The sequence below is a fragment of the Brevibacterium sp. CSND-B09 genome, assembly GCF_052906525.1.
On record NZ_JBREGI010000001.1, the window covers coordinates 2,788,163 to 2,807,265 of the forward strand.

The 19,103-nt window shown below is 65.2% G+C and carries 16 protein-coding genes; 3 read left to right on the plus strand and 13 right to left on the minus strand.

Annotation, left to right across the window (positions count from 1 at the left end; all coding sequences use genetic code 11):
* Positions 1-24: 24 nt before the first annotated feature.
* The 10 genes from pspAB to ACU4IU_RS12480 form a co-directional block, all read right to left on the minus strand.
* Positions 25-624, minus strand: a complete 600-nt coding sequence (gene pspAB / locus ACU4IU_RS12435) for a PspA-associated protein PspAB (RefSeq protein WP_139468158.1) — start codon at positions 622-624, stop codon at positions 25-27.
* Positions 625-671: 47 nt separating this feature from the next.
* Entirely contained in the window at positions 672-1,583 is a 912-nt protein-coding gene (htpX, locus tag ACU4IU_RS12440; protein ID WP_101543644.1) for a zinc metalloprotease HtpX, read from the minus strand.
* A 79-nt stretch (positions 1,584-1,662) separates the two neighbouring features.
* Positions 1,663-1,947 (minus strand): PspA-associated protein PspAA, encoded by a 285-nt coding sequence (gene pspAA / locus ACU4IU_RS12445; protein WP_139468159.1) that lies wholly within the window; start codon positions 1,945-1,947, stop codon positions 1,663-1,665.
* Positions 1,944-2,693, minus strand: coding sequence for a PspA/IM30 family protein (locus ACU4IU_RS12450; RefSeq protein ID WP_101543641.1), 750 nt, complete (start codon positions 2,691-2,693; stop codon positions 1,944-1,946). The genes pspAA and ACU4IU_RS12450 overlap by 4 nt, the downstream gene beginning before the upstream one ends.
* A 339-nt stretch (positions 2,694-3,032) precedes the next feature.
* On the minus strand, positions 3,033-3,320 hold the full coding sequence (locus tag ACU4IU_RS12455) for a WXG100 family type VII secretion target (protein WP_035321190.1): 288 nt from the start codon (positions 3,318-3,320) through the stop codon (positions 3,033-3,035).
* A 228-nt stretch (positions 3,321-3,548) separates the two neighbouring features.
* A complete protein-coding gene (locus tag ACU4IU_RS12460; protein WP_446656887.1) occupies positions 3,549-5,648 on the minus strand; it encodes a trypsin-like peptidase domain-containing protein in 2,100 nt (699 codons plus the stop codon).
* Positions 5,645-7,723 carry an ATP-binding protein gene (locus ACU4IU_RS12465; RefSeq protein ID WP_446656888.1) on the minus strand — a complete coding sequence of 693 codons (2,079 nt, stop codon included), beginning with the start codon at positions 7,721-7,723 and terminating at the stop codon, positions 5,645-5,647. The genes ACU4IU_RS12460 and ACU4IU_RS12465 overlap by 4 nt, the downstream gene beginning before the upstream one ends.
* Before the next feature lie 30 nt (positions 7,724-7,753).
* Positions 7,754-8,512 (minus strand): response regulator transcription factor, encoded by a 759-nt coding sequence (locus tag ACU4IU_RS12470; protein WP_039208507.1) that lies wholly within the window; start codon positions 8,510-8,512, stop codon positions 7,754-7,756.
* A gap of 217 nt (positions 8,513-8,729) precedes the next feature.
* Positions 8,730-9,506 carry a hypothetical protein gene (locus ACU4IU_RS12475; protein ID WP_446656889.1) on the minus strand — a complete coding sequence of 259 codons (777 nt, stop codon included), beginning with the start codon at positions 9,504-9,506 and terminating at the stop codon, positions 8,730-8,732.
* A 15-nt stretch (positions 9,507-9,521) separates the two neighbouring features.
* Positions 9,522-10,133, minus strand: a complete 612-nt coding sequence (locus ACU4IU_RS12480; RefSeq protein WP_248283910.1) for a CGNR zinc finger domain-containing protein — start codon at positions 10,131-10,133, stop codon at positions 9,522-9,524.
* A gap of 216 nt (positions 10,134-10,349) precedes the next feature.
* Here ACU4IU_RS12480 and ACU4IU_RS12485 point away from each other — a divergent pair, with 216 nt between their 5' ends.
* Complete coding sequence (locus tag ACU4IU_RS12485; protein WP_181270729.1) at positions 10,350-11,312, plus strand: EamA family transporter; 963 nt, start codon at positions 10,350-10,352, stop codon at positions 11,310-11,312.
* A gap of 104 nt (positions 11,313-11,416) precedes the next feature.
* A complete protein-coding gene (locus ACU4IU_RS12490; RefSeq protein ID WP_446656890.1) occupies positions 11,417-13,096 on the plus strand; it encodes an ABC-F family ATP-binding cassette domain-containing protein in 1,680 nt (559 codons plus the stop codon).
* Between the two features lie 71 nt (positions 13,097-13,167).
* On the opposite strand, the gene ACU4IU_RS12495 is transcribed toward ACU4IU_RS12490, so the two are convergent.
* From ACU4IU_RS12495 to ACU4IU_RS12505, 3 genes are all read right to left on the minus strand, one after another.
* Positions 13,168-14,244 (minus strand): IS110 family transposase, encoded by a 1,077-nt coding sequence (locus tag ACU4IU_RS12495; protein WP_139470449.1) that lies wholly within the window; start codon positions 14,242-14,244, stop codon positions 13,168-13,170.
* 340 nt (positions 14,245-14,584) lie between these two features.
* On the minus strand, positions 14,585-16,219 hold the full coding sequence (locus ACU4IU_RS12500; protein ID WP_137211323.1) for a DNA repair helicase XPB: 1,635 nt from the start codon (positions 16,217-16,219) through the stop codon (positions 14,585-14,587).
* A gap of 136 nt (positions 16,220-16,355) precedes the next feature.
* Entirely contained in the window at positions 16,356-18,437 is a 2,082-nt protein-coding gene (locus ACU4IU_RS12505) for a helicase-associated domain-containing protein (protein ID WP_446656891.1), read from the minus strand.
* 73 nt (positions 18,438-18,510) lie between these two features.
* On the opposite strand from ACU4IU_RS12505, the gene ACU4IU_RS12510 reads away from it, so the two are divergent.
* The gene (locus ACU4IU_RS12510; RefSeq protein WP_101543627.1) at positions 18,511-18,741 is read left to right on the plus strand and encodes a hypothetical protein; all 231 of its coding nucleotides are present in this window, start codon (positions 18,511-18,513) and stop codon (positions 18,739-18,741) included.
* The last annotated feature ends 362 nt before the right edge of the window (positions 18,742-19,103 follow it).

Genomic DNA, 19,103 nt, shown 5'->3' on the forward strand with positions numbered 1-19,103 from the left:
TGTTCTCTGTTCGGTCTGAACTGCCTACTGCAGTTCAGGAGCTCCCGGGGTGTCGTTGATGCCCGGGGCGTCCCACAGAGCCGACCAGTTCGACGTGTCCTCTTCGAACGGCAGCTCGTTCGAGAGGATGCCCTTGACCTGGATCTCCAGGGGATTGTCCCGCTGCTTCGGGCCCAACTGCACGAACGGATAGAAAGTTCCGCGCTTGTACTGGTAGACCAACGCCATCCGACGCCCATCGGGATGGACGAAGTACACGGTTGTGCACAGCAGCATCGTGTCGAAGCCCTGATTGACCAGCGCGGAGTTCACGGCGTGAATGTTCGTGACGAGGTTGACCACCTCGGCGTTCTCATCAGCCACGACCTGCCACGTGAACCCGAACCCGTCGTTCTCCTGCCTCACCGAGGCGGCCGGGTCGGAGCCGATGAGGGCGACGCTTTCGGACTCGGCGGATTGGAACGCGGCTCCCTCGACCTGACGGAAGGCGACGGCCCCGACACCGGTGGGGGTGAAGCCGGTCGCGGCCTGCAGAGTCAGTGCCGCCGGAGGCAGGGCGAAGAGGTCGTCGAGGTTGGCCCGCTTCGGTTTGGACCGGCCGAGCAGTGCGTCGAAGAATCCCATGGAACTCCTATATCGGTGGTGCGCAGTTCAAAAGGTGCAGTTGGTGCTCACTCGGGGCGGGAGAGCTGGGCGGAGATCTGGGCCAGCTGCTCCAGTCGCTTCTCGAGTGAGGGGTGAGTGGAGAAGAGCTGGCCGAAGGCGGCCTTTCCGCTGATGGCGGGGATGAGAGCGAGGTGGTTCGCCGAGGCGGACGACCGCAGATCCTTCTCCGGGATCTTGGCCATGTCTCCGCTGAGCTTCGTCAGTGCCGACGCCAGTGTGGACGGTGCACCGGTGAGGATGGCCGCTGCGCGGTCGGCGGCCAACTCGCGATACCGGGAGAGGGCGCGGATGAGGACGAACGAGAGCCCGTAGACGACGGCTCCGACGAGGATGAAGAGGAGCTGGATCGGGATGCCGTTGTTATTGTTGTTCGACCGTCCGAAGCTCATGTAGTAACCGGCGCGCATCATCAGCGCGGCGACGACACCAGTGACGCCGGCAACTGTCATCACCGTGACATCGCGGTGGGCGACGTGTGAGAGCTCATGGGCGAGCACGACCTCGACCTCATCACGGTCGAGCTTCTCGAGCAGGCCACGGGTCACGCACACCACCGAGCGCTCAGGGGAGCGGCCGGTGGCGAAGGCATTGGGGATCGGGGAGTTCGAGACGGCCACGCGGGGTTTCGTCGAATCGGCCAGCTGGCAGAGTCGGTCGACGATCGTATGCAGCTCCGGAGCCTCCTCGGGGGAGACCTCCCGTCCGCCCATGGCACGCATGGCGATCTTGTCGGAGAAGTACCACTGGAAGAAGAACGCGCCGGCGCTGATGAGGACGGCGATGATGACTCCGGGAATGTTCTGTCCGAAGATCCACCAGATCGCGAGGATGAGGACGACATAGATGAGGCCGTTGAGGAAGATCGTCCATCCCATCCGCATGGTCAGTCCGTTGTCTTTGACGAAGCGATTCTTCATCGGGGTTCCTCTCTGGCAGTGGCAGAACCGGCCCACTGTCGAAGACAATGGGCCGGGTGCATTTCGGTGCTCTGTGGTTTCAGGCCGGGTCCGGGATGAAACCCTCGCCGGTGAGCAGTTCGGCGATCTCGGCCAAGGTGGCGTCGACGAAGGGGATGACGACATCGGAGGATCCGAGGTAGTCATCGGCGACGGGCTGCCCGTTGGCCGTGACGTAGTCGTGGAGGGCGCTCAGCGCGGTGCGGGCGGCTTCCTCGTTGCCGGCGTTGACGGCATCTTCGACCTGGTTGTCGTACTTCTGGAGCAGGTCCTGGTCGACGTTCTTGACGTCGAACTGTCCTTCGCCCATGATGCGGATGATCATTGCTGATCCTCACCTTCGAGCGACTTCTGGTCCTGCTTCTCGGACCCGGCAGGCAGGGAGTCACGCATCCGCTGGAGTTCCATCTCGACGTCGTTCTCGCTGGAGAGGGAGTCGAGCTGGGCGGTGATGTCGTCCTTCTGGGTTCCCGTGACGTCGTCGAGGGCACCCGAGGCGAGGAGCTCATCGACGGCACCGGCCCGCGCCTGCAGCGACGCGGTCTTGTCTTCGGCGCGCTGGACGGCGAGTCCGACGTCACCGAGCTCTTCCGAGATGCCCGAGAACGCCTCGCCGATCTTGGTCTGTGCGTCGGCGGCGTTGTATGTGGCCTTCAGCGTCTCCTTCTTCGTGCGGAAGGCGTCGACCTTGGCCTGGAGACGCTGCGAGGCGAGAGTGAGCTTCTGCTCCTCGCCCTGCAGTCCTTCGTGCTGGGTCTGCAGGTCGGTGATCTGCTGGGTCAGCCCGGACTTGCGGGTCAGGGCCTCGCGAGCGAGGTCTTCGCGACCGATCTGCATGGCTTTCTCGGCCTGACCGGAGAGCTTGTTCTGCTGCTGTTCGAGCTGGTTGATCTGCAGCTCGAGGCGCTTGCGGCTGGTGGCGACATCGGCAACACCACGACGGACCTTCTGCAGCAGCTCCAGCTGCTTCTGGTACGAATAGTCAAGGGTTTCGTTGGGGTTTTCGGCCTTGTCCAGAGCTTTGTTGGCCTTGGCACCGAAGATCGTCGCGATCCGTTGGAAGATACTCATCCGTAGTCGACTCCTGCATTGGTTTGACCCGACGCTGCCAACCCGATCCACTCCGGTCCGGAGATTCTTGGCCAACACCGCCGCGAACTATCGCTCTCAAGTCTACTGAGAAAGGCTGATAGTTTGCCAGACGCCGACTACGAGAACGAACAGATCCCGGCCGCGGAATCTCGGGGATCCGCGGCGGGGATCTGTGTCGCTCGGCGAACGGGACTCGACAGGGCGTGCAGCGCGAGCGGATCCGGTCGGGACGCCCGACCGAGCAGGGACTCGACGAGGCGGAAAGGGAACTGCCCGTCACGAACGGAAGCTCGATCGTGACGGTGGAATCCGATCGGCTCAGGGGGCGAAGAGACGCGAGTTCGCCGCCTCCACTTCGGAGTACTGCCGGGCCGCGGTGTGGAGCGCTCCGTGGACGGAGTTGAGCGATTCCATGAGCTGCTTCTGCGCACGCTCCCACTGGTTGACCACGGCTTGGAAGTTCTGGGCCGCACTGCCGCGCCAGCATTCCTGGAGGGCGAGCAGATTGCGCATCATCGTGTCGGATTCGGACACGAGATTGCGGGAGGTGTTCGCGGCGGCTGTGGCAGCGGATTGGACGCGTTCGGCGTCGACTTCGAAACTCATCATCACTCCTCTTGGTCAGAGACGTTCCGCCGCGGTCGGGCGAGACGACATCAGTGTCGGCTGACGCGACAGAGGAGGGGAAGAGCACGGAAAGAGGGTGTGGACAGCGTTCGGCTGTCCACACCCTCCAGGTGGCTGAGTCACGACGGGATCCCCACGCGCGGACGCTCGAGTGGTGAACGTTCGGGCGGCTGACCGCTGAGCCAGCGGACCGACTCGGAGACGTGCCTACTGCAGCACGAGCGTGACGTCGAGCTTCTGTTCCTTCCCGCCGCGGACCACGGTGACCTCGACCGGGGTGTTCACCGGCTGGGCGCGGACGAGGGCGCGCAGGGCGATGGCGTTGTTCACCTTGGTTCCGGCCACCTCGACGATGTCGTCCCCGTCCTTGATTCCGGCCTTGGCCGCGGGGGATCCGCCGGCCACGGACTGCACCTTGGCGCTGCCTCGGCTGATCCCGCCGCTGTTGATGTGCCCGTCGGTGAGAGTGATGCCGAGGAACGGATGCTGGGCCTTGCCGGAGGAGATGAGCTGATCGGCGATCATGACAGCCTGGTTCGCGGGGATCGCGAATCCGATGCCGATCGACCCGGACTGACCTCCCTCGCCCTGGCTCAGCGATGCGGCAGCCGAGTTCACGCCGATGAACTGGCCATCACCATTGACCAGCGGTCCACCCGAGTTGCCGGGGTTGATCGCCGCATCGGTCTGGATGGCGTTCGTGATCGTCATCTCCTTCTCCTGCGAGGAGGCATCGTCGCCGATGTTCTCCGTCGATACCGGACGGTCGAGCGCGGAGACGATGCCGGTGGTCACGGTGTTGGCCAGGCCGAGCGGGTTGCCCAGGGCCATCACGGGATCGCCCACGGTCAGCTTCTTCGAATCGCCGATGACCAGAGGGTTCACACCGTCGGGCACCTGCTCGAGCTTGATGACGGCGATATCGGTCGAGGGATCGCGGCCGACGATCTTCGCCTCCGTCGTCTCGCCGTTCTTCATGGTCACGGCGATCTCGCCGTCGGGGGTGTCCGCGGGCGCGACGACGTGGTTGTTCGTGATGACGTGGCCCTGATCGTCGTACAGCGCGCCCGAGCCGAGCCCCTGGACCTGGCCTCGAGTGCCGACCTGGATCGACATCACGCTGTCGGAGGTCTTCTCTGCGACCTGCGTCCAATCGGGGGTTTCGATCGTCTCCTCGGCGACCTTGCGCGGTTCGTCGTTCTGCATCGACGAGAGCGCATAGTTTCCGCCGAACGCGAGAGCCCCACCGAGGAGCGCGGCCACCAGGCCGATCGCGATCGTCGCGCCCCAACCGGGTCCTTTCTTCTCTCGCCGAGGCGGCTGCTGAGCTCCGTACGGACCGAACCCGTCCGGTCCGACAGGGCCTCCGGGACCGTTGGGACTCCCCGGTCCACCGGGGCCGGGCTGGGAACCGACGGCCGAGAATTCCGAGGAATAGGGGACAGAGCCGGGTGCTGTCGAATAGGCGTTGGAACCGGTGGGCCGGCCGGGAGCGTTCTGTTGGTTCGATGCGACCTGCTGACCGGAACCAGGCTGTTGGCCCGGAGCGTTCGGGTACCCGGGACCGTGCGGGTACTGGGGGCCGTTCGGGTTGCCGGGGCCGTTCGGGTTGCCAGTAGCGGCTGGATAGCCGGCGGAACCTGTCTGCTGAGAGTTCGCCCCGGCCTGATAAGCCCCAACGCCAGCAGCTGCTGCTCCGGCTCCCGCCGTGGCGCCGACTGCTGCCGAGGGACCGGAGCCGTCAGCGGTCGAGCCGGTGCTGCTCTGTCCGGCGTTGTTCTGGCCCTGATACGACTGCGGACCATTCTGCTGGGACTGCCCGTACGGGGACGGGTGCTGAGTCTGATTCGGCTGGACGTTCTGCCGATCCGGCTGCGGCTGATTGCCGAAATCGCCCTGGGCACTCTGGTGTCCTGGATAGCCCTGCTGACCGCCCTGCCGTGGGCTGCCTGGCTGGTACGAAGAGTGCTGCTGCCCGTTCGGCTGATACGGGGACGGCTGCTGGGAGGGAGAGCCTCCTCGGTGAGGGGATCCGTCCACAGGGTTCTGCGCCTGAGTCGACGGAACGTCGGGGCGTCTCTCCGGCGGTGCGACCGGTGGACTGACGCGTGCAGGACCGTTGGGCTGGGACGGGAAGGTGCGCGGAACCTCGGCTCCGGACCCGCGGTAGCCACCGGCCGATGGGCTGCGACGTCCCCCGCCGGCGGAACCGCTGCCCTGATTCCCCGACGGAGGCGGTGTCTGATCATCCGATCGGGAGCTGCGGGACACCTCATCCGGATTCTGAGGGTCGGTGTTCTCGTTCATCGCTCATCCTTTCGCGTGTCCGCAGTGGTTTCGCCGTTGTCGGAGATGGGCAGGTCGATGCGGAACGTCGCACCGCCGCCCGGAGTTTCGTGGACGGAGATCGCACCATGGTGGTTCTCCACGATCGCCTTGACGATTGACAGGCCGAGCCCGGACCCGCCGGTGTCCCTGGTCCGGGACACGTCGAGGCGGTAGAAGCGCTCGAAGATGCGCGGAACCACCTCGGGGTCGATTCCGTCGCCGTGGTCCCTGACCTCGAAGCGGACCCTGCCGTTGGGGAATCCTCGCAGTGACTCATCGACCGTGATCGATCCGGCCGCCGTGACATCGGGGACGATGTTCGCCGGCTCGGGAGCCTTGGACTGCGAACCGGACTGGGGGTCGGTCGATGAATCGGACTGAGACATAGCCGGAGAATCGGCCGCTGCCCCACTCTGCGATCCGGAATTCTGAGGACCGGTGGGTTGCGCCGACTGCGATCCGGACGGTGTCCTGTGCTGCCCGTTGTGCTGCCCCTCTCCCCGCTCCGCATTCGCGGCGGGACTCTCGGGACCCACCTGACGGTCGGGCTTGGTCGGGGACTGTGCAGCGGTCCGGGGGGTCGGTTGGGTGTCGGTTTGGTCGTGTCCGGCGGAGTCGCCTCGGCGGAATATGCGGACCCCTCCGGTGACGAACCCGCGTTCACGGGGTTTGTCCTTCGCCCCGCTCTTCGCACCATTGCGACCGTTCTGGCCGCGGGCGCCGACCTCGCGGATCTCGCCGGTGTCCGCGGAATCGGGGTCGACCGACTCGGGGAGACCGACGACGCCGACGGCGAATTCGATCGCCGCGTGCTCGGGGGTGTGCCGCACGGCGTTGCCGGCGAGGTTGACAATGACCTGGCGGATCTTCGATTCGGAGCCGCGGATCATCGGCACGGGTTGGGCGTCCTCACCGTCGAGTCCGATGAAGCTGATATCGCGGTCCGGGGCCTGTGCCGCGGCATCGGCGGCGGCATCGCGGACGACCTTGTGCAGATCGACCGGGCCGATCTCGGCGGCACGCTGCTCGTCGAGCCTGGCCAAGACGACGAGATCGTCGACGAGGACGCCCATGCGCTTGGCCTCCGACTCCATCCTCTCCATCGCATTGGCCACGTCCTCGGACTTCGTGATCGCACCCTGGCGGTACAGCTCCGCATAACCGCGGATCGTGACCAGGGGCGTGCGCAGCTCGTGCGAGGCGTCGGAGACGAACTGGCGGATGCGCTTCTCCGAGCGGGTCTGCCCGTCGAAGGAGTCCTCGATGCGTCCGAGCATCGTATTCAGTGCCGCCGACAACCGCCCGAGCTCGGTGTTGCGCGGATAGCTGGGCACACGTTGGGACAGGTCGCCGGCGGCGATGCGGGAGGCGGTCTTCTCGATATCGCGCAGCGGGCGGAACGTGTTGTTGATCGCCCAATAGCCGACTCCGGCGACCATCGCCAGGGCCAATAGGCCGATGCCGATCATCGTGTTCCGGGCCCGCTCGTTGATGTTGTCGACTTCGCGGTCGAAAGGCACCGCGATGGACACGAGCACGTCGGTGTTCTTCACCTTCATCGCCCGGGCCCGCCACTGCGAACTCGTTCCGGCGACGGTGAAGGGCTCGCCGCCGCGCGAATAGACTTCCTTCTCGTTGATCTTCGGCAGGATCGGATGGTTCTGCGGCTCCGGGGCGACGGGGTCGCGGATCGGGTCCCCGTCCGTGTTGTAGAACTGCACATAGAATCCGCCCGGCAGGAGGCTCTTGAGCTGATCCCAGGAATTCGAATCGATCGTCGTCGACGACGGCGCATCCTCGGCGTCGTCGTCCCCGGACTGGAGTTCGGCCTTCTGGAACACATCTTGGTAGGCCTGCTTCGCCAGGGTCTCGGAGGCGCTGATGAGTCGTTCATCGGTGCGCTGGACGAGGCTGTCGCGCAGGTTCTCCAACACCCAAGCGCTCGTCCCCGTGAGGACGAGCAGCATGAGCAGCATCATGATGGCCAGCAGCTTGGTGGTCAGAGACCATTCTTCCCAGAAGCCGGGACGGGAGGGACGGGATTCTATTGCCACGTATGTAATCTATCGTCCTTGCATGGACGACTACTTGGATTCCGGTGTGCGCAGCATGTAGCCGACCCCGCGCTTGGTCTGGATCATCGGTGTCCACTCCATCTCGACGGGGTGGCCGGCGGCATCCGTCTCCGGGGTGACGTCGATCTTGCGGCGCAGGTAGGAGATATAGGACTCGACGATTCCGGTGTCGCCGCCGAAGTCGTATTCCCACACGTGGTCGAGGATCTGCGACTTCGACAGGACGCGGTTCGTGTTGAGCATGAGGTAGCGCAGCAGCTTGAACTCGGTGGGGGAGAGGTCGATGAGGATGCCGGAGCGGCGGACCTCATGGGTATCGTCGTCGAGTTCGAGGTCGCCCGCCACGATGACGGCGTTCTCCTCGTCCTCGAGATTGCGGGTGCGGCGGAGGACGGCGCGGATGCGGGCGACGACCTCTTCGAGACTGAAGGGCTTCGTCACATAGTCGTCACCGCCGACGGTCAGACCGGTGATCTTGTCCGAGGTGTCATCACGGGCGGTGAGGAACACGACGGGGGCGTTCATGCCGATCTGGCGTAGTCGGCGGGTGACGGTGAAGCCGTCCATGTCCGGGAGCATGACGTCGAGGACGAGGAGATCGACGTCGGTCTGCTCGGCGAGGCGCAGCGCCTCGGCGCCGTTGGCGGCGGAGACGACGTCGAAGCCGGCGAAGCGGAGACTGGTGGACAGGAGTTCGCGGATATTGGGCTCATCATCGACAACGAGCAGGGTGGCTTCGATGTCGGTGTCGTTCTGTGCTGTAGTCATTGCTCCAGTCTGAGACCCATTTCTGGGAGTGGGCTGGAGGTTACCTGAATGCAATTGTGACATGCGTCACTGGAAAACTCTCAGGAAAGTCCTTTTGAGTCCTGGATCGGGTATTCGCTCTCAGGAATGAAGGCCTGATTTCAGTGAAAAATGTGGTCGCGACCAGTTTGCGTTCAGAAACGATCGTCGGGGCGGGTGTGGGTAGGGCGGGTTCGGCTCAGTGTGGGCGCGGCGGGCGAGGGTCGGGTGGCATTGGGAAGACGGTGCCCGACTGGGATGTCGGATTCTCTCGGATCTCACGCGGCGGGCGGAGGTCGAAGAGCTGCCTGGTGACGGCGAAGCGCCGAACCCGCTCGGGGCGGTGGCGGTCATAGATCACCTGGCCGACAGTGCCTCGTAGTGACGGGTCCTGCTGGACGAGGTGACGGGCCCAGCGGTCCCGGCCCTTGTTATCGACGAAGTGAACCACGGTCAGGTTCGGTGCTCTTGCCGAGGAACCGGACCAGTAGTCGATAACGCTGCCTTCGGCCAAGGCTGCATTGGGGTAGGGAGGGCGGTCGAGAATCGGATAACGGGCCTTACGGAATGCGAGCAGGCAGACGGCGATGAGTCCGAGGCCGGCGGCGATTGCAACCACCCACCAGATCGGAGCCGCGTCTGTCATGGCGGGAACGAAGCCGAGGCCGAGCCCGCCGCCGGCCCCGAGTGCCGCCAGCTGGTATCGGAAGAATCTGGACAGGCTGCCGCCGGTGCGGAAGCGGCCGAGGGCCGCGAGCACGAGCAGGAAGCTGATGGCGGCAGAGACGAGGGCCACGATGACGGCGAGGGCGCTGAAGACGACTTTTTCGCTCAGCAGCCCTCCGGGATCCGCGGGAAGGAATGACAGCACCGCAATGGCGAAGCCCGACGTCAGCGTGGCCGACATGGTGGTGATGCCTGCAAGGCTGGCGGCGAGCTTGCGTCCGGCGGTGATGCGCAAGGGTTGAAGTGACATGGGCGGCTCCTCGGCTCAGCCGTGGGGATCGGCATCGGACTGGCGGGCGCGGAAGGCTGCGACATGAGTGCGGGTGGCGCAGCTGCCGGTATCGCAGAAGCGCTTCGAGCGATTGCGGCTGAAGTCGGCGAGGTAGGCGCGGCAGTCCTCGGCGGCGCAGCGGCCGAGCCGGTCGAGATCGCCGGAGCGGATGAGGTCGATGAGGACCAGAGCGACATCGGCGGCCACTCGGTCGGCCAGGCTGGCTTGAGCGCCGGTCGCGTGCAGGTGCCAGTCCCAGTGGTCGTGTTTGACCAATTGCGGCACTGACCCCGAGTCGCTCAGTGTGAGATTTATCTCATCGACGACCGCGATCGTCCCCGCTTCGACCTCGTCGTCGGTCTCGGCGTCGATGCTCGCATCCAGTGCTGCGGCGAATCTGCGGCGCAGTTCCAGGGTCTCGTCGACGTCGCTTCTGGTGGCGGTCAAAGGTCCGGAGAAGTCGTGCCGGGCCGCGAATTCGCGGAGTTTCGCGGTTGTCGTCAGTTCGTCACCGCCGTCCGTGATGTCGCCGGAGGTGTTGAGGAGGTCGACGAGCATCGTGAGGTTTGCGCGAATGTCGTAGATGAAAGCCATGGTGAATGACATTCTGCCACAGGATGTAAGGACCAAAATGCACTTGACCCATTTCAATTTCAGGGTCGATACTGAAACCGGCAGCCGTCGGACCGCCTCGGCGAGGGGATGATCTGCCACCGCGCCATCCGCTCAGCGTCGCACTGTCAACTCAACACCGCACCACCACCTCAGGGGACGTCTGTCCTCGTACGCCACTCAACGTTTCACCACATCAGGAGGTCAGGAATGAATCGCACCGTCATCGCAGGGTTCCTGCTCACTCTTGCCTCCGCGTTCTTCTTCGCGGTGTCGGGGCCGATCGCGAAGACGATGTACGCGATCGGGTGGACGCCGGGCGCGGTGGTGCTCATCCGCTTGGCCGGCTCCGCGGTCCTGCTGCTCATCCCCACCCTCATCGCCCTGCGCGGACGCTGGGGCGAAGTGCTCACGCACTGGCGCACCGTCGTCACCTACGGCCTGGTCTCGATGGCCGGCGTCCAGGGGTTCTACTTCGTCGCCGTCGAACACCTCACCGTGGCTGTGGCGCTGCTGCTGGAGATGACCGCGCCGATGCTCATCGTCTTCTGGATCTGGGCGCGAACGCGGACCCGGCCGGCGACCGTGACATTCATCGGGGTCGTCGTCTCGATGATCGGGCTCCTGCTCGTGCTCAACCTGCGCGGATCGTCGATCAGCATCTTCGGCGTGGTTATGGCGATGGCTGCCGCGGTCTGCCTGGCCAGCTACTTCCTCGTCTCTGCGAAGGACACGATCACGATCCCGCCGGTCGCGCTGACCGGTCTGGGCATGGGCATCGGGGCGCTGGCGATGTCGGCCATCGTGCTCGCCGGCGTCATGCCGTGGAACGCGGTGACGGCGGACGTCGACTTCGGCGGGGTGTCGATGTCGTGGGTCGTGCCGATGGCGATGATCGTCGTCTTCACGGTCGGCGCCTACATCACCGGGATCCTCGGTCTGCGCTATGTCGGGGCGACGGTCGGATCGTTCGTCAATCTCGTCGAGGTCCCGTTCTCCGTCATCGTCGCCTGGTTGGTCCTCTTCGAGATGCCCGCCCCGATCCAGCTCTTCGGCGGAGTCTTCATCCTCGGCGGCGTCGGCTTCATCAAGTGGGGCGAGTCCCGCCTGGCCCGCCGCGTCGCCCGCCGCGAGGTCGTCGCCAAGTCCGAACCCTCCCTCATCACCACGTAATTACTACCTGACGGGGGCCCAGCAACCTGGCGCCAGGTTGCTGGGCCGCCGTCGGGTAGTTCGAAGACATCTGCGATGTTAAGAGATGTTGATAGGTTGACCACATGGGCCATATCGAGATCAACGATGTCTCCTACACCCTCGCCGACGGCAGGCCTCTGCTCGGATCGGTGTCGTTTCGCGTCGGGGACGGGGCCAAATCCGCGCTCATCGGTGCCAACGGTGCCGGCAAGACCACTCTGCTGAGGATCCTCACCGGTGAGCTCGTCCCTGATGAGGGAGCCGTTTCGCATACCGGCAGCATCGGATTGATGCGTCAGTTCATCTCCGCCGATACCATCGCCGAGGCGCTCGAGGAACTGGCTCCGAAGCCGATCCGTCGTGCGGCGGCGAATCTGCGTCGGGCCGAAGAGAAGCTGCTCGGACCCGAGAGCGAGTCGACGGCCGTGCAGATGGACTACGCCACGGCGATCAACGATTGGTCGGACGTGGGCGGATACGACGCCGAGGTGCTGTGGGACACCTGCACCACCTCGGCGCTGGGAATGTCGTACGACCGCTGCCGGGACCGTAAGATCTCCACCCTGTCGGGAGGGGAGCAGAAGAAACTCGTGCTCGAAGCGCTCCTGCGCGGCCCCGATGACATCCTCATCCTCGACGAGCCCGACAACTTCCTCGATGTCCCGGGCAAGCGCTGGCTCGAAGCCGAGCTCAAGGACACGGACAAGAGCGTCCTCTTCGTGTCCCACGATCGTGAGCTGCTTGCACAGGCGGCCACGCAGATCATCACTGTCGAGCTCTCTGCGGCGGGGAACACCGCATGGGTGCATCCGGGCGGATTCGGCACTTACCACGCAGCCCGGTCGGACCGGTTCGAACGGCTCGAGGAGCTGCGCAGGCGATGGGACGAGGAGCACGCGAAGCTGCGGTCGCTGGTGCAGATGTACAAGCAGAAGGCCGCCTACAACTCGGACATGACCTCGCGGTACCGAGCCGCGCAGACTCGTCTCGAGCGCTTCGAGACCGCCGGCCCGCCCGAGGCCATTCCGCGTGAGCAGAACCTCGGAATGCGTCTGCGCGGCGGACGCACGGGCAAGATCGCGATCGTCGCCGATGAGCTCGAACTCACCGACCTCATGCTGCCGTTCGACCTTGAAGTCCACTACGGGGATCGGATCGCCGTACTCGGATCGAACGGTTCGGGAAAGTCCCACTTTCTGAGACTGCTCGCAGCCGGCGGCAGCGACCCCGAACCCGAGCACCGCCCGGTCTCTGACATCGACATCGCACCCGTCGCCCACGACGGAACAGTGCGACTCGGAGCCCGCGTGCGCCCCGGCTGGTTCGCGCAGACGCACGGCCGCCCGGATCTGCGCGGGCGGACCCTGCTCGACATCCTCCACCGCGGGGACGAACATCGAGCAGGCCTGCCGCGAGAACCGGCTTCGCGGGCACTTGCCCGCTACGAGCTGGCCGGTGCTGCAGAACAGTCCTTCGATTCGCTCTCGGGCGGACAGCAGGCGCGCTTTCAGATCCTGCTGCTCGAGCTCGCGGGCGCAACCCTTCTGCTGCTCGACGAACCCACCGACAACCTCGACCTCGTCTCCGCCGAGGCATTGCAGACTGCGCTGCAATCGTTCGATGGGACGGTATTGGCAGTCACTCACGACCGCTGGTTCGCTCGTGACTTCGACAGGTTCCTCGTCTTCGGGGCCGACGGCGAAGTCTATGAGTCGACAACACCGGTCTGGGACGAAGGTCGCGTGGTTCGCGACCGGAGGTGAGTCTCCCCAAACTACCTGACGGCGGCCCAGCAACCTGGCGCCAGGTTGCTGGGCCGATCCTTCTATGTCTGTCAAGCCGGCGTGGGAATTGTTTCTAGCCCGTTGAGAATCTTGAAAACTCGACGCGCGAGATACCATTTGAGCTTGCGCTTGAGCTCCCTCTTCGACTTCTTCGTCGGGTCCTCACCAAAGCGCTGGGCAACATAATCCCTGGTTCTCTCATCGTGGATCATCCGGTTCGTGATCACCGTGTGCAGGGCCCGGTTCAACTGCCGATCCCCACCCCTGTTCAACCGGTGTCGTTGCGTGTTGCCCGACGAAGCAGGGATCGGATTCGCCCCTGCCAGGGCTGCGAACGCAGCCGCGTTACGGACTCGTCCCGGATGCGACCAGGCGGTGAAGAACACCGCGGCAGTGAACGTACCGATCCCGGGTTCGGCCAGCAAGACTGCCGCCGGACTGGCCTCAACAAGTTCAGCGAGCTTGTCATGGTTGTCCTGCAGATCGTCATCAAGATCGAGGACGCGTTGAGCTAAACGGACCGCTTCGTCCCGGGACGTGGCCAGGCCGATGTCTTCCTTCCTCGACCGCCACTTCGAGATCTCGACGAACTGGGCATCGGTCAACGAGTTACGGGCATCAATTCCCAGAGCGACAGTGCGCACCAACGCGGTCAGGGAGTTGATCATCCGGGTCCGTTCGGTGGTCATCGCGTCCCGGGCTGCCAACAGCACGCGCAGGCCCTGGCGGACTCCTTCGCCTTGGCGTGGCCACCGCAGCTGGTCGGTGTGTAGCGCCAGCACGGACTTCGCGATCCGGTAGGAGTCGAGCTCATCGCTCTTACCCACGCCGTACCGGGCTTTGGCATCCATGCGTCCAGCTTCGACCACGGGGTATTCGGTCGTGGCGATATGACCGGTCAGCACCGCCCCGTAGGATGCGGTTCCTTCCACGACCCACAGGGTGTCGAGGTCACCTTTCGTCCACCGGCCTGCCCAGGTCAGGGCCCGTTTGATGCCGGCCCGAGATGTCGGGAAGCTGCCGGTAGCCACGAGGATGCCGGTGTTGGTGATGATCGTGTAGACGTGTTTTCTGGCGTGTGTATCGACGCCGATGAAGAAGTTGTATAAGTGCGCGACAATGGACATAGCGGTTCGAAGCTCCCTGTTTGACCGATAGGTTGTGCGGCCGCTTGCGGCCGGTACCGGTCCGGGATGAGGTCACTTCGGAACAACACTGTGATGAGTCACGCCCCGGCAAGGGGCGGACAGCCTTCTGATCAAGTTACCGAGGTGGGCCGAGTCGGTGCCGGCCGCACCACCCATGTGATCGGACAAATCGGCCCGAAGACACCACCAAAAGGGGGGTGGGTCACCGCCAGGTTGAGTCACGATCACGGGATGGAGAGGCCAACACCTACTCTGCCAGCCGGTCCCAGACCAGCCACTACCAAGACTCACAGCCGTCAGGTAGGAATTGAGGGGAGAGTCAGCGGACTTCGATGCTGTAGCTGTAGCCCTGCTCGGTGAGGAAGCGGCGGCGCTGAGCGGCAAAATGCTCATCGACGGTATCGGCGGCGACGACCGTGTAGAACGTGGCCGAACCCTTGTCTTCCTTCGGACGCAGGATCCGCCCGAGGCGCTGAGCCTCCTCCTGCCGGGACCCGAACGCTCCGGAGACCTGGATCGCCACCGAGGCGGCCGGCAGATCCACAGAGAAGTTCGCGACCTTCGAGACCACAAGCACCGGGATCTCCCCGGACCGGAACTCGCGGAAGAGCTCCTGGCGCACCGATTCTGGAGTCTGCCCGGTGAGCACGGGCGCACCGAGTTCGGCTCCGATCTCCTCGAGCTGGTCGAGATACTGACCGATGACGAGGATCTGCGCATCCGGGTGATCGGCGACGAGCTCGGAGACGATCGGCAGCTTCGCATCCGAGGTCGCCGCCAACCGGTACCGGTCCTCCCCGTCGGCGCGGGCATACGCTGTTCGGGTTCCGCCGTCGAGCCGGACGCGGACCTCATGGCAGGCGGCCGAAGCGATATAGCCGAGTCGTTCGAGTTCCTTCCATGGCACCTCGTACTGCTTGGGCCCGATGAGGGAGAACACCTCGTCCTCGCGTCCGTCCTCACGCACCAGCGTCGCGGTCAGGCCGAGGCGACGGCGAGCCTGCAAGCTTGCGGTCAGTCGGAAGATCGGCGCCGGAAGCAGATGCACCTCGTCATAGATGACCAGGCCCCAGTCCTTGGCATCGAGGAGCTCGAGGTGGAGGTACGAACCCTTCCTGCGGGTGGTGAGCACCTGGTAGGTGGCGATGGTGATCGGGCGGATCTCCTTCGTCGATCCCGAATATTCGCCGACCTCGTCCTCGGTCAGGGTGGTGCGGCGCAGGATCTCGTCCTTCCACTGCTTGGCCGAGACCGAGTTCGTCACGAGGATGAGCGTCGTCGTCTGTACCCGAGACATGGTGGCCACACCGACGACTGTCTTCCCTGCACCGCACGGCAGAACGACGACCCCGGACTCACCGGACAGCGACTGGTCGATCGCCTGCTTCTGGTAGTCGCGCAGATGCCATTGACCGCCGTGGGCATCATCGGACAGGGAGATCTCGTGGGCTTCACCGTCGACGTAGCCGGCGTGGTCGGAGACCGGGTGGCCCAGCTGCAGCAGGGCGTGTTTGAGCTCCCCGCGCTCGGAGGGGTGGACGAGGACGGATTCGGCATCGATGCGTTTGCCGAACTTGCCGACGAGGTCGGGCTGACCGACGAGCTCATCGAGCAGTCCCGTCTCCGTCGAGGTCAGGGTCAAGCCGTGGATCGGGTGGTCGATGAGGGTGAGCACACCGAAGCGGTCCATGATGTCGACGATGTCGACGAGCAGCTCATGCGGGACCGGGTACTTCGCGAATTCGAGGAGCACATCGACGACGGATTCGGCATCATGGCCGCTGGCGCGAGCGTTCCACAGCCCCAGCGGAGTGATCTCATAGGTGTGGATGTACTCCGGGGTCCGTGACAGCTGCGCAAACGGGGCGATCGCCACGGCCGCCTCGACGGCCAGAGGATGTCCCGATTCCAGCAGCACAGTCCGATCGGACTGCACGATCAACGGACCATTCATTCAATACTTCCCTTCCCGAAGTGTGATGACACCAGAGGACACAACACGTCCATCACCCCGATTGTTCCCGCTCCGAGCTACCTGACGGGGGCCCAGCAACCTGGCGCCAGGTTGCTGGGCCCCCGTCAGGTAGCAATTAGGGGGAGGGGTCGACGGAGACGATGCGGGCGACGGACAGTGAGGCCTCGGCGCCGGTGGTCGTCACCACTCCGCGGACGCGGCCGGCGTTGAGGGTGGTCGGCAGCATCTCGATCGTCCGTTCCTTGCCGTGGGAATCCGCGATCCGAATGAGCACGCGACGCTTCTCCTCCGCCGCTTCCCGCAGCCGATCCATATGCCCTAAAGGCTCATCCGTGCTCACCTGGGCGGCCGCCGCCGGTGCGGACCGCAGGATCCGAATATATTCGCCGAGGTGGCCGTCGCTGACCCGCGGACGTCGCCTCACGCTGACCTCGGGTTCCGATTCGGTGATCACCCGGCGCTTGCGCACCGGCCCGGTCGCCGAATGCAGCAGAGCATGGTGATCCCCGGCCTCGAGCAGATGCATCGTCCGCTCCGGGCCCAGCTGGGCGATCGCCACGGTCGGAGCCAGCCGTTCGAGACCGGCCGGCATCATCGCCTGATCGGAGAGGATGACATCGAGGTCGACCGGGTCGTCGACGATGAGCACCGCCCGGGCCCCTGCCACCCGCACCCGGCGCAGCTTCGAGGCCGTGTTCTGCACGAGGAATTCCAAGGTCGACGGCAGCTCTTCGGCACTGATGCCTGCAAGTTCGGCCAAGGCCTCCTCCGGGGTGGTCCCGGACTGCATGGTGTCTTCGATGGTCTCGGCGTCGATGCGATAGACGGTGCCCTGGCCGCGTGCCTCGACGACGGCATACTTGCGCAGAATACGGTGGACCCGTGGTTCGATCGGGCCGGTGGCCACGGCGGTGAGATCGGACTGGATGAGCACTGTGTCGACCTCGGCCCCCAGCCCCTCGGTGACCGCGGCGATGACATCGCCGGGCACTGTCAGGGCATCGACGGAGACACCCAACGGCAGGATCGAAGGGTCCTGCTCGGCATGCTCGGCCATCGCCCGATCCAGCCCGGCGGCCAGTCGAAGACCGAACCGGCTCGGACCGAAATGATCCGGCTCCTGCAGCGGAGTCGTCGCCAACCCGAAGCTCACACAGGTATGGAGAACGGCCTCGGTCATTGCGAATTCGTGCGCCGGCAGCAGCGGATGCCGACGCAGCACCTCGGCATGGATCCACCCGGCCGACCGTGCCGAGCCCAGACCGATGTCATGGAGGACGGAGAGCACGGCGAAGCGCAGCAGCGGCATCGCCGGCACCGACAGCCCATAGCCCTTGAACAGGGACTTCTTCGGAGCCGCGAGCACCGTGAGGCGTTCGTTCTCGCTCGCCCCCGCCGCCAGCTGCGTGACGTCGAGCAGATCGCGCAGCCACGCCCCGACCAGCGCCGCCCACAGTTCGGCACGATCGCCGGCGAGGGCGGAGTCGGCATCGTCGGCGGCCGTCCACTGCGGATCGAGCGCATCGTCGAGGACCCCGATGAGGTGCAGCGATTTCGCCGCCTGCAGCAGGGTGATCGTCTGCTCAAGACCCAGTTCGAGGGTCCGGGCGAGTCGGGAGACGTCCCGCTTCGAGATGCCGCCGCTGGTCAGCCGGGAGATCGGGGAGGCGGCGAGCTCATCGACGAGGCCGCGCAGGGATGAGATGACCTCGGCCACGGCGGCCTGTTCGCTGTTGTGGATGAGCGGCTGACCGATCGTGGCCGTGCTCGAATCGATCGAGGAGGAGTCGATCTGCCACGGATATGCCCTGGCAGATTCGGCCGCCGAGGTGGGCAGCAGCGTGATGGCCTCGGACTGGATCCGCCAGTTCCCATCCGCATCGGCCGGCCATGCCAGGCCGAGGTCGCGCAGTCGGGGCAGGGCCTCCTCGGCGAGGGCGGGATCGATATGCGGATTGCCGGTGATTTTGATCTCCGGCGTCGTCCGGGCCGCCTTGGCCAAGGCGATGAAGACCTCGAGCGACTGCGCATCGAGAGCTTCGATGCCGCGGGAGACCCCGATGCGCGAGGACGCGGCCGCGGCCAGGGCCGCCATCGTCGGGGACTCGGGTTGGAGGAGGTCGCGTCGAGTCCGGACGAAGGACTCGAAGTCGGCATCTGCACTGTGGGACAGCCACTGGCTGAAGGTCATTGACATCGCCGATCAGTCTATCGCGAGGGGTACAATGGAGGCGCAGAGAAGGATCAGAGATCGGACGGAAGGACGCGCATTGTCAGCCACTCGAGTCGACACGACCATCGTCGTCGCCGCGGTTGCCGCCGCAGCCATCGGGGCGCTCGGCCTCATCGGCGTCCTCGGCCAGGCCTGGATGGGACTCACACCCAGTCCGCTGCTGACCTACCTGCCCATGATCCTCGTGCCCATCGCCGTCATCCTCGCCTGCGTGGCCATGATCCGAGCCGCCATCCGACGCAGACAGACCGGGGTGGGCCACCGCTGAAACCATCACTCATGCCTCACCCCGCAGGTTCGGGTACGGGCATGAGCCCCACCCGCACAGTGTGATCGAATGGTGCGGATCCCCACCTCGCCGAGGCGGCCGACCACCCAATCGCGTACGCCCCCGTGATCTCCCGCCGCGGACAAGGTGCTCACCGCCACCCTGCACGTGACCTCCACGGACAGGTGAGAGCCAGGGATCACAGCGCCGATGCGATGCCCTCGGTCCCGCAGTCGGCATGGTCTGACCGACGGCGATGAGGGCACACGAGCACAGCGACCACACCACCCGACCTGCTTGCCGGCCGCGGAATCCGACTTCGCAGCCGACCGACACACAGCCCGCACCTGCGGGCACCGTAC